Here is a 17,237-nt window from a genome sequence, read left to right on the forward strand (position 1 = left end):
GCAAGAATATGACAATGTTTAAAGATATGAATGAACTGAATTGGGTTGAAGTGTGTGCACTGGATGACATTACCCCAAATACTGGCGTTGCAGCTTTGGTGGAAGATCAGCAAATTGCGATCTTTCGTGTAGGTTCAGAAAAACGTGTTTATGCACTCAGTAACCAGGATCCATTTAGTAAAGCATTTGTGATGTCACGCGGCATCATTGGTGATCTGCAAGGTGAACGTGTTGTCGCTTCACCAATTTACAAGCAACATTTCAGTCTGGCGACTGGCCGCTGTCTGGAAGATAAAGATCAAAAACTGCTGGTATTTCCAAACAAAATTGAAAATGGCAAGGTGTTCATTAGCCCCGTGCCACAAAAAACCTATATCACCAATAACGGTGTTTCACCGGAAAAAATGAAACTGGTACTGGTCGGTAATGGTCTGGCAGGCATGCGTTGTCTGGAAGACCTGCTGGATATGGCACCAGACCGTTATGAAATTACTGTGATTGGTGAAGAGCCGTGGGGTAACTACAACCGCATCATGCTGTCGCCAGTGCTTTCTGGCGAGAAAACCATTGATGACATCATGCTACATCCGCATGCATGGTATGCCGACAAAGGTATCCGTCTGGTTGCAGGTGATCCAGCGGTTCGTATCGATCGTCTGCGTAAGCAGGTTTATACCGAAAAAGGCGAAGTGATCAGTTATGACCGTTTAATTCTGGCGACGGGTTCCAAACCATTCGTTCCGCCAATTCCAGGTAGCGACTTAAAAGGTGTACTCAGCTTCCGCGACATCTATGATGTAAATACCATGCTGGACTACTGCAAAACCAAGAAAAATGCGGTGGTGATTGGTGGTGGTCTACTGGGTCTGGAAGCAGCTTACGGTCTGAAACAGCAAGGCATGAATGTCACAGTATTGCATCTGATGGATCGTATCATGGATCGTCAGCTGGACAGCAAAGCCAGTCAGATGCTGAAAACAGCGATTGAGCAGAAAGGTATCACCATCCTGACTGAAGCCAATACCGAATGCTTAATTGGTGAAGAAGGTCATGTGACCCAAGTGAAACTAAAAGATGGCACCGTGCTGGCTGCTGATTTGGTGGTCTTCGCAGTTGGTATTCGTCCAAATATCGCATTGGCGCAAAGTGCCGGTTTGCGTTGCAACCGTGGTGTGCTAGTGAATGACACCATGCAGACTTTTGACCCAAGTATTTATGCGATGGGTGAATGTATCGAGCACCGTGGTCAAACCTTTGGTCTGGTTGAACCACTTTGGGGCCAGGCGTTCATTTGTGCATCACATCTGGCCGAGCATGGCAGCCTGACCTTTAAATCGCCGACGGTTCCGACTCAGCTGAAAGTGAGTGGTTGTGATGTGTTCTCTGCAGGTGACTTCGAACCAAAAGATGATTTTGAAGATATCGTACTGAATGATGAAAAGCGTCAGATCTATAAACGCATTATTATTCAAAAGGATAAAGTCATTGGTGCGGTGCTGTTTGGTGATACGGAAGACGGTACCTGGTATGCCGAACTGATTGCAGATCAAACCCCAATTGCAACGATTCGTAACAAGCTGCTTTTTGGTCGGGATTTTGCATTAAAGAAAGCAGGGTAAAAAATCAATTTGTCATGGTGAAACCAAGATCCGCGGAAACGTCATCCGCAACTGTTTGAGCCAAGACAAAATATGAAAATGAATGTTTCTGCGACCTTTTTGATACATGCCGGATGAGGGCGAGTTTTGCGGATCTTACGCCACAGTGTGGCTCAGGTTTTGCCTACTTTTCCCGAAAGAAAAGTAGGTCGAACCGAAGGTTGATCCAAATAAATGAGTTGCATTGAAAAGACACCGTTGTAATGAACCTTTTTTGAAAAGAATTAAATTGTGTTTCAACTCCTAAGGAGCATCCATGAACAGTATTCCCGTTGTGGAAATTGAAAGCTCCACAGAATTAAAAACTAAAACTACACAGACCACGTGCCCATATTGTGGCGTGGGTTGTGGTGTGACTGCACATGTAACGCCGACCATATCAGGTTCGAAAGTGACTGTTGAAGGCGATGCCAATCATCCTTCTAATTACGGTAAGCTGTGTATTAAAGGCAGTAATTTGGCCGATACCCTAGGACTTGAAACTCGTTTACTACATCCAATGCTGGGTCGTAAAGATCAGCGTGAAGTCACGAGTTGGGATACTGCAGTTTCGTCCATTGCCAATAAATTCCAACAATATATCGACCAGTATGGTCGTGACAGTATTGCCTTTTATGTTTCCGGTCAGCTGCTGACCGAAGACTATTATGTAGTGAATAAATTCGTCAAAGGCTATCTCGGTACTGCAAACATCGATACCAATTCACGTCTGTGTATGTCTTCAGCTGTTGCTGCACATAAACGAGCTTTCGGTGAAGATATTGTCCCTGCTAGCTATACCGATTTTGAACATACTGACATGGTGGTGCTGGTCGGTTCCAATACTGCTTGGTGTCATCCAGTATTGTACCAACGCATCATGAAAGCCAAGGAACAGCGCGACCTGTTCGTGGTCGTGGTTGATCCACGCTTTACCAGCACCTGTGAAGCAGCAGATTTGCATTTGCCAATTCTGCCGGGGCAGGATGTGGCGTTGTTTAATGGCTTGTTGCAGTACCTCTGGAAAAATGGTTACGCAGACCAAGACTTTATTGCTCAACATACACAAGGCTTGGAACAGGCTCTAGTACAAAGTGAAGCTGAGTCTTCGATTGAAGAAGTTGCTCAACGTACCGGTATTGCTGTCGAGAAACTGCAAACTTTTTATCAGAAATTTGCTCAAACTGAAAAAGTCATGACTCTATTTTCAATGGGGGTCAATCAGTCTTCGCAAGGGGTGAATAAAGCCAACAGTATTATTAACTGTCATTTGCTCACGGGTAAAATCGGCAAACTCGGTGCAGCGCCATTTTCCATGACCGGTCAACCAAATGCGATGGGTGGTCGTGAAGTGGGTGGGCTGGCGAATATGCTGGCTGCACATCTGGATTTAGAAAATCCGGGACATCAGCAGCTGGTACAAAATTTCTGGCAAAGCCCGTATATTGCTAAACAAGCAGGACTGAAAGCAGTCGATTTATTCCAGGCCGTTGAAAGCGGCAAGATCAAGGCGATCTGGATTATGGCCACCAATCCGGTGGTCAGCTTGCCAGATGCAGATCAGGTCAAACGCGCCCTGGACAAATGTGAATTCGTGGTAGTGTCTGATATCTGTCAGGATACGGATACCACACAATATGCTGATGTCTTGTTACCTGCTTTAGGTTGGGGGGAAAAAGATGGCACCGTGACCAATTCAGAACGTCGTATTTCCAGACAGCGTGCTTTTTTAGATGCACCGATGCAAGCCAAAGCTGACTGGTGGGCGATCAGTCAAGTGGCTCAGAAGATGGGTTTCACAGGTTTTGATTTTAATAATAGCCATGACATTTTTCTGGAGCATGCCCAATTATCTGCTGAGCAAAACTCTGATTTAAGTCAGCGATCTGAAACGCCATATTTCCGCTATTTTAATTTAAAAGGCCTAACCGATTTAAGCCTAGCTGAATATGATGAACTGAAACCGGTACAGTGGCCAGTATGGAGAAAAGATCAGGCAGAAGATTCAGTAGCTCGACTCTATAGCGAAGGCCAGTATAGCCATGCAGATGGCAAAGCCAAGTTTATTGCTACCATGGCAATTGATCCGGTGAATCAGATTTCCAGTGAATATCCTTTAATTTTGAATACCGGCCGGATCCGCGATCAGTGGCATACCATGAGCCGTACTGGTCTCTCTGCCAATTTAAGTACCCATCGTGCTGAGCCGTATTGTGAAATTCATCCACATGATGCCTTAAAATACGGCATTAAAGATAGCGAGCTGGTAGAGGTCAAATCACAATGGGGCAATTGTGTCTTGCGTGCGACTGTCAGTGACAATATCCGCCGTGGACAGGTCTTTGCCCCGATTCACTGGAATGATCAGGTCGCATCCGATGCCCGGATCGGCAAGGTGGTGAATCCAGTAGTGGATGCCATTTCGGGTGAGCCAGAATTTAAGCATACTCCGGTCATCATCCATCCATTTTATAGCCAGTGGCAAGGCGTATTTTATGTGCGTCAAGGCTTTGAAAAAATCGTACAGCCGTCGATTGAAGCCACCGTGTGGTGGACTAAAATCACTACCAGCAAGGCAGTACGTTATGAACTGGCAGACCGGAAAAAATTTAGCTACACCACTGAGCATTTAAAAGAATTATTGCCATTTCAGGATGAAAGTTTTGAATGGCTGAATCTTGAAGATCAGACCGCCCACATCAGTCATAGCGTGATACTTCAGGATGGTCATGTGATTGCCAGTCTATATATTGCACCGAAGGCCTTATTGCCGGACCGTGACTGGGTGGCAAGTCTGTTTAAACGTGAACGTTTAAGTGCTATGCACCGTAAAGCCTTACTTGCCGGACAACCAATGTCGATGGCAAATAATGAAGGTCCACTGGTGTGTAGCTGTTTTAAAGTCGGTAAAAACCGCATCATTGAAACCATTAAAACTAAAAATATTACGGATGAAAAACAGGTGACCGCATGTTTAAAAGCCGGAGGGAATTGTGGTTCGTGTTTACCTGAAATCCGTGGCCTGATTAAAACATGTCAATTGGAGACGGTAGAATGAAAAAAGGAGCCGATGGAGAAAATAATAAAACAGCCTATCCGCGTACTGATCTGGTGATTCTGGCGGGTGGACAGGCAAGACGCATGAATGGCATCAATAAACTGTTGCAGAAATTCGATGACCAGATTCAGCTGATCAAGATTCACCAACAGCTGAAATCGAATGTTGCACAGGTCTGGATTAACAGCCATCGCGACTATTCCATTTACCAGAAACTTATTCCCAGTGTTCATTATTATCAAGATGATGAGCCGGGCTTTCAGGGGCCGTTAATGGGCATGAAAAGTGCCTGGTCGCATGTGCAGTCGGATTACGTGCTGTTTGTCCCTTGTGACGTAACTTATATTCCTTCCAAAGTATTGCTCAAGTTGCACCAGGCTCTAGCCAAAAACAGTCTGGCTCAAGTGGCCTATGTGGAAATTAACGGCAAGCCACTTTATCCATTTTGTCTGGTCAAACGCAGCAGTCTGGCAACCCTGAACTTACATCTTGAACAGGAACAGCGCAGTCTTAAACACTGTTTTGCTGATTTGCACGCACAAGTGGCACGTTTTAAAAATCGTGCGCTATTTTTTCACAGTATTAACTCGCTGGATGAACTGCAACAGTATCAACAGCTCAAATTTCTGCACTAAAAACTAAATATTTTGCTTTTGGCACAAAGTTGGAACACTTATTGCAAATCTAATTATTACAAGATTGGGCGATTTGAGTTTCGCGCACTGCATATGTGCAACAACCCACCCAATGCCTGAAGATGGATGTTCAACATGAATATGATGACACAGCTTAAAAATGATGCCTTGTTTGTCGATCAATTCGGTCGTGGCAAGCGCAAGCTAAGGATTTCAGTGACCGATCGCTGCAATTTTAAATGTATTTATTGTATGCCTGAACATCCGGAATGGACGAAAAAACACGATCTGCTCAGTTTTGAAGAGCTGTATCAATTTTGCGATTTTATGGTGCGTCATGGCATTCAGTATATCCGCATTACCGGTGGTGAGCCTTTAATGCGTCAGGGCGTAGTGCATTTTGTTGAACAACTGCAAGCGCTGAAAAAGCTGGGACTACAACGCATTTCCATGACCACCAATGCGCATTACTTAAAACAATATGCACAGGCCTTAAAGCAGGCGGGACTGGATGACCTGAATATTAGTTTGGACAGTCTGGATGCTGATCAGTTTAAACAGCTGACTCAAAAAGATTTGGCACCTGTGCTGGAAGGAATTCAGGCAGCACAAGATGCTGGTTTACCGATTAAGATCAATACCGTGCTGATGCAGGGTATGAATGACGATCAGATTCTGCCATTGGCGCGCTGGTCAGTTCAGCAAAACATTGTCCTGCGCTTTATCGAATTTATGCCACTTGATGGGGATCACAATTGGTCTACTGAGCATGTGGTCAGTGAACAATACATTTTAGAAACTTTGGCGGCTGAATTTACGCTCACTCAAAAAACTAATAATTCTGCCCAATCAGCTTCGGAACCCGCACGCCAGTATCTGATTGATGGCCATCCGATTGGAATTATCTCAACTATTACCAATTCATTTTGTGGCAGCTGCGACCGCTTGCGATTGACTGCACAAGGTGAATTTTATAACTGCCTGTTTGCACCTCAAGGCTTGAATCTTAAAAAGGAAATTAAATCACTAAATTCATCTATCGCTCTAAGCGAGTTGAATTTGTATGGCGCTTTATCCCGATATATCTGGAACAAAGAACAGGGCTTTCATGCTATAGAGCAGCGCTTGAAAAATCAAAGTATGAATCAAAACAGCCGCAAAATTAGTATGCACATGATAGGAGGTTAAGATGTCACAGATCAGAATCAGAATTGAAGCCTTCGGTGCGGTAGAACGACAGTTACCGCAAAATCTCGAAATTATCTGCAAACCTCAAAGTACTGTATCTGAGGTTTTGAATCAGGTGGGGCAAGATTATCCTGAAGCTTTTGCCATGATCGAACGCTGTGCCTGTGCCATGGGTGAAGACATCATTTCACGTCAGACACCTCTTAATGCTGACAGTACTTTGGTGCTGTTGTCACCTGTCGCAGGAGGTTGAAATGAGCGAATTCAAGCAATTTTCTAGGATTCAAAATACTGCTTTAGATCTGGAAAGTTTTGATTCGATCCAGTCTTTTCCTGAATGTGGTGGAGTCGGTGTATTTATTGGAACAGTACGCAATCACCATGAAGGTAAAGCAGTCAAGGCACTGAAATATACGGCCTATGCACCTGTTGCAGAAAAAATGATTCGCCAGATTGAACAGGAAATCCAGGCCAAATACGGCGTGTCCTATGTGCGGGTAATTCATCAAATTGGGGCACTAGATATTGGCGAAAAAGCCATTATTGCAATTGCTTATGCTGCACATCGACGTGAAGCTTTTGCTGCTTGTGAGGAAGTAGTGGAGCGGGTCAAACATGAGGTGCCAGTCTGGAAAGAAGAGTTTTATATGGATGGCAGCAGTCAATATGTTGAGGGGTGTTGTATCCGTAAAGATGTAGAAACTGCTCACATGCATCATCATCCAAAACATTCAGATGAGACGCATCAACATTATCATCATGCCAAAGAGAATACGCCATTCATCTATCAATGGCCGATATAAGTCAGAACAGACACACGTTTTAAGAAGAAATGAACTATAGGAACATGCAATGAAAAATGTCGGGATGAAAGCAGAAAGTTATCGGACTGCAGTGGCTACAGGGATTCTGCATGCACCGCCACATTGCATTGAGTTATTACGAAATGGCAATACGGAAAAGGGTGATGCACTAAAGACAGCCCGCATTGCCGGGATTCTGGGAGCTAAACGAACCGATGAACTGATTCCGTTATGTCATCCCTTACCAATTTATCGTGCAGATGTGGAATATGAACTGTTTGATGCACATGTCGAAATTATTGCCACAGTAGAAACAATTGGTCCAACCGGTGTGGAAATGGAAGCCTTGACTGCCGTTAGTCTGGCTGGATTGACCCTCTATGACATGCTCAAACCACATTGTGAACCGGAAGACTTATGTCTGGATCAATGTAAATTACAAAAGAAAAAAGGCGGTAAATCGCATTTTGCCCGTGTTTTAAAAGAAGCCTTGCCAGCATCTATCATTGTGCTTTCAGATACAGTCGCTGCCGGTAAAAAAACGGATACAGCAGGGCAAAATGTTCTGGAAATATTACAAGAAGCCAATTTTGAAAATATAGCCTATCAAGTGATTCCAGATGATCCTGAACAATTATTGGCATTGGTTCATCAACAAAAAAATGACTATCCATTGATCCTGACTGTGGGTGGAACAGGCCTAGGCCCTAAAGATCTAACGGTTGAAACTTTACAGCCTTTACTGAAACGGGAAATTCCTGGACTCATGGAAGCTTCACGCAGTTTTGGACAGAAACGAACGCCGTATGCGGCTTTAAGTCGTGGCGTTGCGGGCTATATTGATAACAGTTTGGTAATGACTTTACCGGGCAGCCGACAAGGGGCTAAAGAATCTTTAATTGCTGTACTACCAGCGTTGGTACATTTATTTGATGTGCAGAAAAATATTCCACATCAAGGTGGTTATCAATAATGTCTGGATGCGGAGCAGAACATGGTCTGATTACAGTAGATCAGGCTTTAGAATTAATTTTGCAGCATACTCAAGTGTTAGCAACTGAACGATTGAAGTTGAATCAGGCCTTAAATCGTTATCTGGCAGAGGATATTTATTCTGGGATTAATTTACCGTTATTTTCGCAAAGTGCCGTAGATGGTTATGCACTGTGTACCCAAGCTGCAATTGAACCAGAAAGTGAGTTTCAGCTTATCGGTGAAATTCGGGCAGGGCAACAGGATGAGCTGCAACTTCAGGATGGTCAGGCAGTCAGGATTTTTACCGGCGCTAAAATTCCGCTTGGGACTACTACGGTCGCACGTCAGGAAATCGTTCAAGCAATTGATTTATCCAGAATCAAAATTACGGAACAGCTTAAAATTCATGCCGATATTCGGGATGTGGGCGAAGAAATTTCAGTCGGGCAATTATTGGCCAATAAAGGTCAGCAGCTGTCAGTCGGTGCAATTGCCTCTTTAAGCATGGCGGGGATCAATACTGTTAAGGTTTTTCAATATCCTAAAGTGGCTGTGGTCATTACAGGTGATGAAGTTGCTGAAAGTATCGAGGATTTTGCAGCGGGTAAAATTTTTGATGCCAACGGTCCCCTGATTGAAGCCTGGTTTCAGCAAGCCGGGCAGCAGGTTGAGATTTTTCATGTTGCAGATACTGAGGCGGCAGTATGGGATCTCATTCAAGAATTATCAGCAAGCCATGACCTGATTTTAACCACGGGCGGTGTATCTGTCGGAGATTATGATTTCATTCGGCCTGTAGCACTAAATTTAGGTTTCGACCAGATATTCTGGAAAGTAAAACAGAAGCCGGGCAAGCCGATGTTCTTTGCCCAGCTACAGCGCAATGATAGTTCACATTGTTATCTGCTGGGTTTGCCGGGCAATCCCGCAGCAGTGTATGTGGGCATGCAGATCTACACCGCAACTTTATTAAATGCCTTACAAGGACACAAATCTCAGCCGAACTGGTTTAATGCTGTACTCACCCATGATCTGAAAATGAATGCCAGAGAGCGCTTTTTAAGAATGTCTGCCAGCTTTGAGCAGTCGGTTTTACGAGTTAAAAGTCTGTCTAAGCAGCAATCACATATGCTGAGCAATCTCATGCAGGCCAATTGTCTGGTTCGCATTCCGGCAGGAAAAAGCCTGAAAGAAGGGGATCTTGTTCAAGGCTTATTTATTCACTGATAAGGGTAGATGCACATGAAAAAATCTCTGTTTTTATCCATGTGCATTGCCATGATGTTTTCCTCAGTCCATGCAGGAACAGTGAAGGTTTACGCCGCAGCGAGTCTAAATAATGCTGTGACCGAAATTTCCAGGATTTACCAAGCCCAACATCCACAAACTAAGATTATTTCCGTATTTGGTGCATCTTCTGCTTTAGCCAAACAGATCGAAGCAGGAGCTAGTAGTGATCTATACTTTTCAGCTGATCAGGATTGGATGAATTATCTGGTACACAAGAAACTTATAAATTCCAGTTCAGTTCATCCCATCCTGTTAAATCAGTTAGTGGCGATCAGCCCGAAACATCTGAATATTCATTTTAAACCCCGGTCCAGTTTTAATTTTGCCCAGTCCTTTAAAGGTTATGTATGTACCGGGCAAATGGAATCAGTGCCTGCCGGAAAATATGCCAAGCAAAGTCTGACCAAACTGAACTGGTTAAATGGCTTGAAAGGACGAATTGTTGGAACGGATGATGTGCGCTCGGCTTTGGCTTTTGTCGAACGTGGCGAGTGTGAAGTGGGGATTGTCTATAAAACTGATGCCTTGATCAGCCGAAAAGTAAAAATCATCGGTACTTTCCCAGCAAATTTACATAGTCCGATTATTTATCCTTTAGCTTTGACATGGCAAGGCGCACAGAATAAAGAAGCAGTGCAATTTGAACAATTTATACAAAAAAGTGCGCAGGCTAAAGCCATCTTTCAAAAATATGGATTTAGGCTGAACCCCTAGACAATGGCTGGAGAAATAACTGCAAGATGTTAAGTCCAGAAGAACTCAGTGCGCTCTACCTGTCTGCCAAGGTGGCCAGCTTTGCGACCTTATTCTGTTTACCTTTTGCAGTAGCATTGGCTTGGGTTTTGGCCAGATATGAATTTCGGCTTAAGTTTCTGGTCGAAGCATGTTTGCAATTGCCGATGGTGCTGCCACCTGTGGTTTTGGGTTATCTGCTTCTGATACTGTTTGGTAATCAGGGCATGATTGGCCAATATCTCAATACACTCGGGTTGCAACTGGCATTTAACTGGAAAGGGGCGGTATTGGCCTCGATGATTGTGGCATTTCCGCTGATGGTGCAACCGATCCGTTTGTCATTTCAGCTCATGAATCAGCAACTCGAACATATCGCAGGTTCATTGGGCGCAGCACCGTGGAAAGTGTTTTGGAGTATCAATTTACCTCTGGCGATTCCCGGTATGCTGATTGGCAGCATCTTATGTTTTAGCCGCAGTCTGGGTGAGTTTGGTGCCACCATTACTTTTGTGGGAAATATTCCGGATGAAACCCGCACTATTCCCATCGCAATTTATTCCTTACTGCAACAACCAAATGGTGAAGAAATGGCGATGCGTCTGGTGACATTGTCTATTTTCTTGGCATTTACTGCCTTAATTGCCAATTATTTTATTTTGCAAAACTATCAACGGAAATTGGGAGGCTGAAATGTTGAAATGTGATTTTCAATATCAACAAGCCGATTTTGGGTTGAATATTAAACTGGAAATGTCGCAGCAACTATTAGGGATTGTCGGTGCATCTGGGAGTGGAAAAAGTACTTTACTCAAAAATATTGTCGGGCTATTAAAACCTGATCAAGGATATATTCAGTTTAAACATCAGGATTTAATCAATACAGAAAAGAAAATTAATATTCCAATGCATCAGCGCAAGATTGCATTAGTTTTCCAGAATGCTTTGCTGTTTCCACATATGAATGTGCAGCAGAACCTATGTTATGCAGAAAAACTGGTATCTAGAGCAGATCGAAAATTCCAGTTTGAAGACATCGTAGAATTATTAGAATTAAAACCTTTAATATATCGTAGAGCACACCAGCTCTCAGGTGGAGAAGCGCAGCGCGTTTCTATTGGCCGAGCATTACTGTCTTCACCGAATCTATTGTTGCTGGATGAACCTTTAACGGGACTGGATCAACAGTTAAAACAACAGATTTTACCCTTCCTAAAACGGATCAAAGACGAGCTAAATCTACCGATGATTTATGTGACTCATCATTTAGAAGAATTAGCTTACTTAGAAGCTGAAACTGTACAGCTCAAACAGGGCATATTAATCAGGAACTGATTAACTCCAGCTGATTGAGGCGGGCAGGTTTTGCATAGTAAAAACCTTGCAGATAATCACAATGATGTGATTTTAAACACTCAGCCTGTTCAGGATTCTCAATTCCTTCCGCAACGACTTCCAGATCCAGCTTATGCGCTAGGGTAATCATGGCTTCAATAATGGCCTCATCTCGTGGATTGCCAGGTAAATGCTGAACAAAGCTACGATCCAGTTTGATTTCATCGATCGGAAGACTACGTAAATAACTTAAACTCGAATAACCAGTGCCAAAGTCATCTACCGAAACTTTAATGCCCAAAGCCCGGACATTTTTTAAGATCTCAATGGACTTATCACCGCTGGCAATCAGCATGCTTTCAGTCACTTCGAGTTTTAGTAACTCATGCGGGAATTCAATTTCCGCTAATAATTGCTGGAGATCACTCAGGAATCCACTTCTTTTAAACTGTAAAGGAGATAGATTGACGGCAACCGAAATTTGAGTCTCATGCTGCATATTCCAGGCTTTAACTTCCTCACAAGCCTGTCTAAGTACCCATTCGCCAATTGAGACGATTTGCCCGGTCCTTTCTGCAAAAGGAATGAAATCGGCAGGAGAAATAAAGCCTTTTTCTGGATGTTGCCAGCGGATCAAAGCTTCCAGACATTTGACCTTGCCCGTTTCACTGTCCAGAATCGGCTGATAAAACAGTTTAAACTGCTGTTCATGCAGAGCGACCATCAGTTCATGACGAAGCTGTACATAATCTACCTTCGGTAAAGGCTCTTTCGTGAAATTATACCAGTGCCAAGTATTACCCCCTTCGGCATTAGCATCACGCATGGCATCCTTGGCTGCATTGATAAACTGCTTAACGCATTTGATGTCGGGATCAGCATCAGCGACACCGATACTTGCACTCAGGTGAATGTCGTAACCATCCACATGGAAAGGCTGAGATAATCCGGCGATGATTTCTTCGGCACGTACAGCAACTTGCTTGAGATCATTCATTTGAGTTAATAAAATTGCAAACTCATCTCCTGAAAATCTGGAAATTACATCTTCCGGCTCCAGGTTTTGGCTCAGACGATTGCCCACTAGTTTTAAAATTTTATCGCCAATATCATGACCGAGGCTTTGATTCAAAGGTTCAAAATCATCCAGATCCAGATATAAAAGCACTAGATTTGCAGAACCACTCTGCGCTAGATGCAGTTTTTCCTGAACCACTTCTTCAAACAGCTTATTGTTGATAAAGCCGGTTAAATGGTCATGTGATTCCTGATAAGCGATTAGTTCTTGCTGGGCAACATGCTGACTCACATCCTGTTGAATGGCAATGAAATGAGTGCACTTATGATTTTCATCAAAGACTGGACCTAGGTTTAGCTTGTTCCAGAACCAGTGTCCATCCTTACGATAATTTTTCAGGATAATCTTGATTTCAGATTTATTCTGAATGGCTTCGCTGATTTGCTGGACGCTTTCCGCTGAAGTATCGGGTCCCTGCAAGATGCGGCAATTTTTCCCTTTGAGTTCTTCCAGGCTATAACCGGTAATCTGCTCAAAGGCCGGATTAACATATTCAATAGGTTGGTCATTTTCTGCCGAAGTTAAAATAATGCCATGCGGATTTGCATCGACACTACGTTTCATTAATCTCAGCATTTCATTGTTTTGATAGCGTTCAGTTATATCGCGTGCCACGCTAAAAATACCGACAATTTCACCATTCACTTTAATTGGCAAAAAAGTTAAATCGAGCCAGTATTTCTGTCCTGCCGAGTTATGTGCCTGAACTTCAAGGTGTCCAGTCAGACCATGCTTGGCCTGCTCAAAGGCTTCTAAGGCAAGAGGGCGATGTTCAGGTTCAATAAAATGATCAATTTTAGTTCCGATATGCGATTTAACACCAACTTCGTTAAAAAAATTGGTGGCCAGGTTGGCATCTACAATATTGCCGTCCAGATTATGCTCAAAAATTGCATCGGGATGAAAAGAGAAAAATGACTGATATTTATCTTTGAGATGATTTCGTTTTTTGCGTTCTTCATACAACTCAAAGGTTAAGGCGATCAGCGAAGCTGCATATTGCAGCAGGTCAATTTCATTGGGAGTAGGAGACTTGATCGAACGATAATAAGTACCAAAAGAGCCAAAAAGTTTGCCACTCCCGTTGGCAATTGGTACCGACCAGCAGGCTCTTAAACCATTTTGTTTAACCAGATCTTTATATGCGACCCAGTTCGGATCATTGAATAAATCCTCACAGACCACTAAACGACGATGATATGCAGCTGCACCACAAGCGCCAACATTCGGGCCGATTTTTAGATCTTTTGAAGCTTCTACATATTCTCTGGAAAAATAGGCTGGTTCTTTTATTAAATTAAGCGTTTGTTCCTGTTCCGAATACAACATGACAGATACCAGTGCATCCGGGATTTTGTCCCCTAACCATACGGTAATCGCATCTATGATATCCTCTAAGGCAGCAGCTTGACCAATCAGATTAAAAATCTCTTGGCTGGTGCCTCCATTATAAAAAGAAGTCATATTGTATCCTTAAGTATAAACCTCTATATAAACCTAGAAGTATTAGAGAAATTATACTGTTTTTTTGAATAAAAGATCTAAACCCCATAACACAATAACAAAATAATATATTTAAATTATCTACTTAATAACTGTATAAAAATATTATTACTAGGCACTTTTTTCACCTGTCACCACACGATTTCTCCCTAAATGTTTGGCTTGATATAAATTCGTATCTGCTTGTTTTAAAACTTCTTTAATATCGGAAGAAGTTAAAGGCCAGTGTGCAATACCGAGTGAGGCAGTCACTACACCAACTTCAAGTAAATAAGTCGATGCCAGTTTATGTCTTAATCTTTCAGCAATTTTAGAGGCTTGTGAAATCTCTTTGACTGGCGCAAGAATAATAAATTCTTCACCACCAACGCGACAGCAAATATCCTGTTCGCGAAAACTTGCCCGAATAAATCCGGCAACTTTGGTTAATACCACATCACCCATATCATGCCCATGACGATCATTAATTTTCTTGAAATAGTCAATATCCAAAACCACCACAGCAAAATAAGTTTTATTGCTAATTAAATCATTTAAAAATAGTTCAAAGCCACGACGATTATAAAAGCCGGTTAAAGGATCGGTTAAAGTATCCTGTTTAAGTTCTTCAATCTCCTGATTAAAAACGTTTACACTAGATAATAGGGACTTCTTGAATTTAAAAACTTCAAAATACCAAGGCTTAATATGATTAATCTTTTCAGTGATACCTGGATCATTCAAATGACTTGCCATTTTGGCAAGATCATTTAATGGAGAGGTAATAAATTTCGAAATACGCCAGATGATTAAAAAGATAATAATGTAGATAACAAAAATTGTGCCAATCACTTTGTAGGCAAGAAGACGCGCTTGGGCGAATAAATCTTCTGTAGGCTGCTGAAACACCACGGTCCAGTTAGTCGTAGGAATTTTTGCAAAACTTGCTAGTTCGCTAACTCCCATATCGTTGTTTAATTTTATTTTTCCTGAGCTATGTGACTCCATATAAGCTAAACCGGTATTGTGTTGGAATGTTTTTCCAATTCTCTCTCTTTCTGGATGATAAATAATTTTATTTTCTTTATCAAAAACATATAAGTAGCTATTTTATAACCATAATTTTCGCTTAAAAGTGTCTTTAATAAGGATTCTTCATGTAAATAGATAAACCCTGCAATAAAGCCTTGGTATTTATTATTCTGATCAAAGATGGGAAAACTAACCAGGACGACCAGATTACCTTTTAATGAATAATAGGGTGAGGAAATATAAGGCTTCTTTGATTCGAGTGATTTGCTAAAGCCCAAAGACCGGATAATCGCAACTTTATCTAATTTCAAGATTTCAGGCGCATATTCGATGACATGACCATCTGCATCGCTGATCAAAACACTGCTAAAAGAATTAGATTGTTGAATCAATCTATTTAATTCAGTTTTTAATAACTGCTCATTATGAAAGCCATTCTTAATAATATTGGCACTGAGGCTTAAATCATTAAATATATTTTTAAAATATAAATCAGAAATAGAAGCAACTTTAGTTGCATACTCATAATTAGTTGCAAGAGAATTATTAATCAGTTGCTGTCGGTGAATTACATTGCTCACAATCAATGTAATTGAAAAAAGAATCACCAGACTCACAAGTAAAAGGATTAAAATCAATTTACGTAAATTAAGTTTGAGTGAAATGAACAACTTTTGAACACTCATAACTTAATCCCCTGAATCTTTCAGAAATACAAAATATATACAATATATTTCAATAATTATATTGTGTGATGTAGTTCTCTATTTTAGATGAATAATATTCAGTTTGTAAGCATTTTTGAAGCTTAATCTGTTGCTTATTTTGTAAGCAGAAATGGTTTGGTCCATTTGTTCAATATATTTAAAAGATATGGAAAAAGACTAAGATCAAAAAAATAATAAAATACTGATTTAGTAAAAATTATATTTTTATAATATAAGAAATTTTTATTTAAAAGCCAAATTTTCTGTCTAACCTAATATAATTAAATAGATAATAAATAAAGATTTATTGATTAAAAAATAATCTTTTAAAAGGTAAATTATTTATTTTTCAAAGCCTTCACTATAGGGTGAAAGGTGGGATAAATAAGTGCTCAAAAGGATATCAATTAAATTTGAACACTTATTTATTTTAGGAAAAGTTAATTTTCTGATTTTACAGTTGTTTTCTCAATGAGAAAAATTAATTACTCTAAAGTACTTCTTAACATCCAGGCTGTTTTTTCATGCACATCAAGACGTTGCGTGATTAAATCTGCAGTCGGTTGATCGTTGACTTCATCAACAACTTCAAAAAGATTGCGTGCGGTACGAGCTACCGTTTCATGAGCATTTACCAATAAACGCAGCATTTCTTGGGCATCTGGTACACCTTCTACTTCTTTAATAGCAGTCAGCTTAACAAATTGCTGGTAAGTGCCGGGTGCGGCAAAGCCTAAAGCCCGGATACGTTCTGCAATCAAATCAAGAGCATTCCACTGTTCGGTATATTGGGTCATAAACATGCTGTGCAGACTATTGAACTGTGGTCCGGTGACATTCCAGTGAAAGTTGTGGGTCATTAAATAGAGGGTATAGCTGTCTGCCAATAATTTAGATAGACCTTCGACGATTTTGGCACGGTCTTCGTAAGAAATACCAATATCAATTTTCATAGCTTTAGCATTTTTTTCTGAAGAGCCCATGTTTTACTCCTTAACAATTTTGTAGAGAGATATCTTTTAAAATAGAAGTTTGCCAGTCATGGCTGAAAAGATAGGAAATCTTGGCAGCATGACCTTTTATATGAAATAGCTTTTTGCCACTATTTATATGTGGAAATAATTTTAAGTACTTCTGAGTTATATAGTTTATAGGACGGAAAAAGATATAAGTTTAGGCATTCTGTATAGCCTGGTGACAGGATTGTAACTGTAAAAAGAAACTAATTTTTGTCCTATAAGAACTCAAAGATCTAGATTGGTTTTTTAAAACTTATTTTTATTTT

General features: G+C 41.3%; 15 protein-coding genes. 11 read left to right on the forward strand and 4 right to left on the reverse strand.

What is annotated here, in order from left to right; genetic code table 11:
- Positions 1-8 precede the first annotated feature (8 nt).
- From nirD to FTV25_RS07345, 11 genes are all read left to right on the forward strand, one after another.
- The gene (gene nirD, locus FTV25_RS07295) at positions 9-1,619 is read left to right on the forward strand and encodes a nitrite reductase small subunit NirD (RefSeq protein ID WP_180002443.1); all 1,611 of its coding nucleotides are present in this window, start codon (positions 9-11) and stop codon (positions 1,617-1,619) included.
- A 295-nt stretch (positions 1,620-1,914) separates the two neighbouring features.
- Positions 1,915-4,695, forward strand: a complete 2,781-nt coding sequence (locus FTV25_RS07300; RefSeq protein WP_180002444.1) for a nitrate reductase — start codon at positions 1,915-1,917, stop codon at positions 4,693-4,695.
- A complete protein-coding gene (locus FTV25_RS07305) occupies positions 4,692-5,330 on the forward strand; it encodes a molybdenum cofactor guanylyltransferase (RefSeq protein WP_180002445.1) in 639 nt (212 codons plus the stop codon). Before FTV25_RS07300 ends, FTV25_RS07305 begins: the two co-directional genes overlap by 4 nt.
- Positions 5,331-5,465: 135 nt before the next feature.
- Entirely contained in the window at positions 5,466-6,518 is a 1,053-nt protein-coding gene (gene moaA, locus FTV25_RS07310; protein WP_180002446.1) for a GTP 3',8-cyclase MoaA, read from the forward strand.
- Position 6,519: 1 nt separating this feature from the next.
- On the forward strand, positions 6,520-6,771 hold the full coding sequence (locus FTV25_RS07315) for a MoaD/ThiS family protein (protein WP_180002447.1): 252 nt from the start codon (positions 6,520-6,522) through the stop codon (positions 6,769-6,771).
- 1 nt (position 6,772) lies between these two features.
- Positions 6,773-7,321 (forward strand): molybdenum cofactor biosynthesis protein MoaE, encoded by a 549-nt coding sequence (locus FTV25_RS07320; RefSeq protein WP_180002448.1) that lies wholly within the window; start codon positions 6,773-6,775, stop codon positions 7,319-7,321.
- A 49-nt stretch (positions 7,322-7,370) separates the two neighbouring features.
- A complete protein-coding gene (gene moaCB, locus FTV25_RS07325; protein ID WP_180002449.1) occupies positions 7,371-8,294 on the forward strand; it encodes a bifunctional molybdenum cofactor biosynthesis protein MoaC/MoaB in 924 nt (307 codons plus the stop codon).
- Complete coding sequence (locus FTV25_RS07330) at positions 8,294-9,523, forward strand: molybdopterin molybdotransferase MoeA (protein WP_180002450.1); 1,230 nt, start codon at positions 8,294-8,296, stop codon at positions 9,521-9,523. Before moaCB ends, FTV25_RS07330 begins: the two co-directional genes overlap by 1 nt.
- A 15-nt stretch (positions 9,524-9,538) precedes the next feature.
- Entirely contained in the window at positions 9,539-10,300 is a 762-nt protein-coding gene (modA, locus tag FTV25_RS07335) for a molybdate ABC transporter substrate-binding protein (protein ID WP_180002451.1), read from the forward strand.
- Positions 10,301-10,326: 26 nt separating this feature from the next.
- Positions 10,327-11,010 (forward strand): molybdate ABC transporter permease subunit, encoded by a 684-nt coding sequence (gene modB, locus FTV25_RS07340; protein ID WP_180002452.1) that lies wholly within the window; start codon positions 10,327-10,329, stop codon positions 11,008-11,010.
- Position 11,011: 1 nt separating this feature from the next.
- Positions 11,012-11,653 (forward strand): ATP-binding cassette domain-containing protein, encoded by a 642-nt coding sequence (locus tag FTV25_RS07345; protein WP_180002453.1) that lies wholly within the window; start codon positions 11,012-11,014, stop codon positions 11,651-11,653.
- Here the strand turns inward: FTV25_RS07345 and FTV25_RS07350 are convergent.
- From FTV25_RS07350 to FTV25_RS07360, 4 genes are all read right to left on the reverse strand, one after another.
- Entirely contained in the window at positions 11,643-14,195 is a 2,553-nt protein-coding gene (locus FTV25_RS07350; RefSeq protein ID WP_180002454.1) for an EAL domain-containing protein, read from the reverse strand. The genes FTV25_RS07345 and FTV25_RS07350 overlap by 11 nt on opposite strands.
- Before the next feature lie 150 nt (positions 14,196-14,345).
- On the reverse strand, positions 14,346-15,221 hold the full coding sequence (locus tag FTV25_RS16085) for a diguanylate cyclase (protein WP_257218914.1): 876 nt from the start codon (positions 15,219-15,221) through the stop codon (positions 14,346-14,348).
- A gap of 5 nt (positions 15,222-15,226) precedes the next feature.
- Positions 15,227-15,931, reverse strand: a complete 705-nt coding sequence (locus FTV25_RS16090) for a PDC sensor domain-containing protein (protein ID WP_257218915.1) — start codon at positions 15,929-15,931, stop codon at positions 15,227-15,229.
- A gap of 506 nt (positions 15,932-16,437) precedes the next feature.
- The gene (locus FTV25_RS07360; protein WP_004783133.1) at positions 16,438-16,935 is read right to left on the reverse strand and encodes a Dps family protein; all 498 of its coding nucleotides are present in this window, start codon (positions 16,933-16,935) and stop codon (positions 16,438-16,440) included.
- Positions 16,936-17,237 lie beyond the last annotated feature (302 nt).

It is taken from the genome of Acinetobacter sp. YH12249, assembly GCF_013417475.1.
In the GTDB taxonomy this organism is placed as follows: Bacteria; Pseudomonadota; Gammaproteobacteria; order Pseudomonadales; family Moraxellaceae; genus Acinetobacter.

Excerpts from the sequence above, each read along its gene's own strand:
- nirD (WP_180002443.1), top strand. The coding sequence starts at position 9 with ATGACAATGTTTAAAGATATGAATGAACTGAATTGGGTTGAAGTGTGT.
- FTV25_RS07300 (WP_180002444.1), top strand. The coding sequence starts at position 1,915 with ATGAACAGTATTCCCGTTGTGGAAATTGAAAGCTCCACAGAATTAAAA.
- FTV25_RS07305 (WP_180002445.1), top strand. The coding sequence starts at position 4,692 with ATGAAAAAAGGAGCCGATGGAGAAAATAATAAAACAGCCTATCCGCGT.
- moaA (WP_180002446.1), top strand. The coding sequence starts at position 5,466 with ATGAATATGATGACACAGCTTAAAAATGATGCCTTGTTTGTCGATCAA.
- FTV25_RS07315 (WP_180002447.1), top strand. The coding sequence starts at position 6,520 with ATGTCACAGATCAGAATCAGAATTGAAGCCTTCGGTGCGGTAGAACGA.
- FTV25_RS07320 (WP_180002448.1), top strand. The coding sequence starts at position 6,773 with ATGAGCGAATTCAAGCAATTTTCTAGGATTCAAAATACTGCTTTAGAT.
- moaCB (WP_180002449.1), top strand. The coding sequence starts at position 7,371 with ATGAAAAATGTCGGGATGAAAGCAGAAAGTTATCGGACTGCAGTGGCT.
- FTV25_RS07330 (WP_180002450.1), top strand. The coding sequence starts at position 8,294 with ATGTCTGGATGCGGAGCAGAACATGGTCTGATTACAGTAGATCAGGCT.
- modA (WP_180002451.1), top strand. The coding sequence starts at position 9,539 with ATGAAAAAATCTCTGTTTTTATCCATGTGCATTGCCATGATGTTTTCC.
- modB (WP_180002452.1), top strand. The coding sequence starts at position 10,327 with ATGTTAAGTCCAGAAGAACTCAGTGCGCTCTACCTGTCTGCCAAGGTG.
- FTV25_RS07345 (WP_180002453.1), top strand. The coding sequence starts at position 11,012 with ATGTTGAAATGTGATTTTCAATATCAACAAGCCGATTTTGGGTTGAAT.
- FTV25_RS07350 (WP_180002454.1), bottom strand. The coding sequence starts at position 14,195 with ATGACTTCTTTTTATAATGGAGGCACCAGCCAAGAGATTTTTAATCTG.
- FTV25_RS16085 (WP_257218914.1), bottom strand. The coding sequence starts at position 15,221 with ATGGAGTCACATAGCTCAGGAAAAATAAAATTAAACAACGATATGGGA.
- FTV25_RS16090 (WP_257218915.1), bottom strand. The coding sequence starts at position 15,931 with ATGAGTGTTCAAAAGTTGTTCATTTCACTCAAACTTAATTTACGTAAA.
- FTV25_RS07360 (WP_004783133.1), bottom strand. The coding sequence starts at position 16,935 with ATGGGCTCTTCAGAAAAAAATGCTAAAGCTATGAAAATTGATATTGGT.